This window comes from Mycobacterium sp. (genome assembly GCF_049673265.1).
GTDB lineage: Bacteria > Actinomycetota > Actinomycetes > Mycobacteriales > Mycobacteriaceae > Mycobacterium.
In genome coordinates, this window is sequence record NZ_JBATXN010000322.1 from 1 (window position 1) to 4,398 (window position 4,398).

Consider the following 4,398-nt stretch of genomic DNA (forward strand, 5'->3'; position numbering starts at 1 on the left):
GCCAACCGCAGGTCGTGTTACCGACGTACAAGTTAGGTGAGCAGATGCCCAGGACACAGCGAGTGGTCGACCATATCGTCGAGCACCTCGCGAAAATCGAGGTCGATTACACATTCGGTCGCCCCGTCCCCGCGGACATCCTCGACGCGCTGCCCAACGCGACCGATCCTTTCGCCTTGTCGCTCAACGAGAACCCGTTTCCGCCGCTGCCGGCCGTTCGCTCGGCCCAATACCGAAACCTGCTCAGCCAAGCCGGATTCCAGATGACACGGGCGGCGCAAACCGCGTCACCCCTCAGCGTGGTCGAGGCCCGAGCGGCGTAACAACCACCTGCAACGGCTCGCTGGGGCCAGACCGTGCTCGCATGCCGACGGCGGGGGCCGAATGTCGATAGTGGCCGTCAGTGTGGTCGTGGTACCAGGTCGTTTCCCCCGGCGCCGGCAGACCGGCCTTCCGCAGTGTGGTCGACAGTGGGCGGTAAGAGGGCGTGACCGGTATGCGATCAACAATGTGGACGATGGCGGGACGCTGGTCCTGTGGGAGGCCGCCCAACGCGGTGGTCAGGGTAGCCGCGGTGAGGACGCCGTCTTTGCCAAGCGTCACGGCCGCGACCGCGACGTCGTGCGCGTCGCTCGCAACGGGGTAGACCACGGCCAGGTCGATCACGGCGATGTCGCCGAGGGCATCGCAAATCGGCTGGCAGAAAACCGGTCCGCACACCGACTGGATCACGGTGTTCCTGTTGTCGACGAACCAATAGTCACCGTCGCTATCGCGGCGAAACAGGTGGTCGGTGGTGATCCAGGTGTCTCCCTCGGCGAATACCCCACGCATCGACACGTGCGCGGCATCGAGTCCGGAGCGCGGCTTCGCAAGCAGCACGCCCACTTCATCGTCGGTGCAGGGGCGCACAAAACCGTGGTCATCCTCAATGAACCGGCCCGTCGCAGCGTCGTAGCCGCCGAGCCGAATCTCGGCGCTGCCCGGCAGCGGCCGACCCTTGGCTCCGGTCTTGGTGCCCGCCACATTAGCCAGAAACGCGTCCCCCTCGGTGGAGGCATAGAATTCCATCACTCGGGCCGGGGCGAATCGGTCGGTGACCTTGTGCCACAGCCCGATCGGCATTCCGGCTCCGATGAACAACCGGATCGGATGATGTTCGGCAAGCTCGGGCGACGTCGCGTCCACCAATTCGAGGAGCATGGCCCAGGTGTAGGACACCACCGTGACCCCGTAACGGTGGACCTCGTCGGCGAACCGCGTTGGGTCGACACCCCGGGTCAACGCGATGCGCGACCCGCCGGCGACCGCGCCGCCTAGGCCGACCATCAGACCCGACGGATGGTGCAGCGGGGTCAGGCAATAGATCGTGTCACCGCGGCCCAGCGCGGCGGCAGTAGCCGTGCCGTAGGCCGACAGCGCCCACCGATGATTGGTGACCTTCTTGACCACCCGGCGCCCTCCCGTCGTGCTGAAAAACACGAAGGCGAGATCACTTGCCCGGCCCGGGTTCGGCCGATACCACTGCGGCAGCCGCTCAGCGGACAGGTCGAGGCGGTCCAACTCGACGACCCGGTCCGCCGCCGTCCGGCCGACGTCCGCGCTGCGGCCGTGACCGAGGATCAGCACCCTGGCCCCAGTCGCGGCGGCTGCCGCCAGATGGTGTGGGTCAGTGACGATGTCGGCCACCTCGCACAGCCGGACGGCGGCGACGAGGTCATCGTCCGGGGGTAGCAGCACCGCCACTGCGCCGAGCCGCGACAGTGCCGCGATCGCAGCTACGGCGCTGGGGCTGGTGTCCATCAACACCCCGATGTGGGCTCCCTGACGGACGCCGACGGCGATCAGGCGGCGCACCGCGTCGTCGACGCGGTGATCGACGGCCGCGTTGGTATGGACCCGATCCTCGAAGAGGAAGCATTCCTCTTCGGGCGCTCGGTTCGCCTGTTCGGCCATCAACTGGCCCAACGACACCCGGGTATGGGGCTGCAGCCGCCCGAGGCGGGCGAGCCGGGGCAGGGTACGCACGGCCTCCCCGGCGATTTCCCTTCCGCCGCGCGCCGCCCCGACTGCGGCGTCGACCAACCCCAGGCTTACGCCGATGCCGAGTTCGGCCAGCGCAACCGTCGAGCGACCGATACGCGACGACAGCCCGAGGTCGCCATCGATCCCGACGCTGGGATCGGTCTCCATCGCGTGCACGCCCTCCGGCCTCGGCCCTCGACCGTCTCGCCACAGCACCCAATTACCGACAGCGGGCCAGGTGTGCGTGGCGGCGGTCGATCCGACAACGAGGCCGAAGTGACCTGCCCGCAGTAGCACCTCGGACACCTCGGCGCGGGGGGCGGCCCGCCGGATTCCTCGCACGGACGCAGGTTGGCCGATGTCATCGATCTCACCGACGAACGCAAGGACCGGACAGGTGATTTCGGCGAGCGTGATCAACATGCCATCGATGACGGCGCCACCGGCCATCATGCGGTTATGGACCACGAACTGCCGTAGCAGTTCGGCAACCGCGGGACCCGACCATGCCACCCAGCCCTCCACCTCGAGGAAGCGGCGTTGCTGTTCCCTGGGCAGCAACGCCTCTCGGTCATGGAGCTGCCGCAGAAAGTTCCACCTCGCCCGGACCGTCTTGATCGGGTCCAGAAGTTGAAATCCGGTACGGGCCATCCATCCGGATACCGAGAGACGGTTGAAGACGTGGTCGGCGATCAGCTGGGCGCCGCGGCCCGCCAGGGCCGCGGGAATTCCGAACGGCAGACCACTGAGCGAATCGACGGCGGCGCCGAATGTGATGACGCTGGCCAGGCCCTCAGAACGCCGGTAAGCCGCGGTTTGGTAGCAGAACAGGCCGCCCTGCGAGTAGCCCGCCAAATGCACCTCGCGGCCGGTGTGTGCCTGTACCGAGTCGATGACCCGGCTCAGCGCCACGACATGGTCGCTCAACGTGCGCTCGAGCCCACCGGTTTCCCGGTCCGGTGAGCCGAAGTCCACCACCCACGGGTCCACACCGAGATCATGCAGGACACCGACCGCGCCCTGGTCTCTGGTGACGTCAAACACGTTGGCTGACATCATCATCGGCGGCACAAGTACTACCGGCGGCCGTGACGAATCAGTCGCGGCGTCGGGGAAGTAGCGTCGTAACCGGTACATGTCGCACCGCTCGATGATCTGAAACGACGATGGACGGGATCCAGTCTGAAGGCCACCGAACCGCAGCACCTCGACGCCGGTCCGCGTGGTCGCGACGATCCGGTTGACCGGACCGGCGATCAGTCCGCTACCCCACGTCACCGGTACCACACGTCACACCGACACTCCCGGCGATCACGCATGGGTTGACGTCACTCACTCGAGACTACGCGCAGCCAGAGTATGTTTTGGCGGTTAAGCGCGGAGCCCGACAGGTGGGGCTGATCGGCGTTGGCGATACTGGACGGGTGCCGACCACCGATTTCCACCCCGATCTCCGCAGAGTCGCCCGTCTTGCCCCACGCGCACTGGTCGGTCCGCGCACGCTGCGACTGATCCGCAGGCTGTCTCCGGTCATCCAGCACGGTAAGACCCCCGAGGGCATCGAGGTGCTCACGCTGGGCTCCGGTGTTGGTGTGCGGCTGCACCGCCCGGTCGGCGTCAGCCAACGCAGCGCCGCGCTGCTGTGGATCCACGGCGGCGGTTATGTGCTGGGCAGCGCACAGCAAGACGACGCCCTGTGCCACCGCTTCACCCGTGAGCTGGGCGTCACCGTTGCGTCGGTGGACTACCGGTTGGCGCCCGAGCACCCCTATCCCGCACCGCTGGAGGACTGCTACTCGGCGCTGACCTGGCTGGCCAGTCTGCCCGCGGTTGACCCGGCGCGGATGGCAATCGGCGGGGCCAGCGCCGGCGGCGGGCTGGCGGCAGCGCTGGCGCTGCTGGCCCGGGACCGCGGCGAAATCGCCCCGGCACTGCAACTGCTGGCCTACCCGATGCTCGACGACCGCAGCGGCGTGGTGCCGAAGAACCCGAACTACCGATTGTGGAGCCCGAAAAGCAATCGCTTCGGCTGGGCGGCGTACCTCGGCAACGCCGACCCCCAAGTCGCCGTCCCGGCGCGCCGCGCCGACCTGAGTGGGCTGGCGCCGGCCTGGATCGGTGTTGGCACCCACGACCTGTTCCATGACGAGGACCTGGCCTACGCCGAGCGCCTCACCGCGGCCGGGGTACCCTGCCACGTCGAGGTGGTCCAGGGGGCCTTCCATGGTTTCGATCTGGTCCTCCCGAAAGCTGGTGTGTCACAGGCATTTTTTGCCAGCCAGTGCGCGAGCCTGCGCACCGCACTTGCTCCGAAGGGCTGATCGCCGGCTATGCGCGCAAGCGCACCGTTCTCGGTAACCGAAGAGCAGCGCG

2 protein-coding genes and 1 pseudogene are annotated in these 4,398 nt (G+C 67.5%); 2 read left to right on the top strand and 1 reads right to left on the bottom strand.

Features of this window, described 5'->3' with window-relative positions; translation table 11 throughout:
* Positions 1-323, top strand: a pseudogene (locus WBF82_RS11385) (hypothetical protein); the annotation flags it as partial.
* On the opposite strand, the gene WBF82_RS11390 reads toward WBF82_RS11385, so the two are convergent.
* Positions 295-3,303, bottom strand: a complete 3,009-nt coding sequence (locus tag WBF82_RS11390; RefSeq protein WP_424383138.1) for an AMP-binding protein — start codon at positions 3,301-3,303, stop codon at positions 295-297. The pseudogene WBF82_RS11385 and the gene WBF82_RS11390 sit on opposite strands and share 29 nt — an antisense overlap.
* 146 nt (positions 3,304-3,449) lie before the next feature.
* On the opposite strand from WBF82_RS11390, the gene WBF82_RS11395 reads away from it, so the two are divergent.
* Positions 3,450-4,346: an alpha/beta hydrolase gene (locus WBF82_RS11395; RefSeq protein WP_424383139.1), complete on the top strand. Its 897-nt coding sequence runs from the start codon at positions 3,450-3,452 to the stop codon at positions 4,344-4,346.
* Positions 4,347-4,398 lie beyond the last annotated feature (52 nt).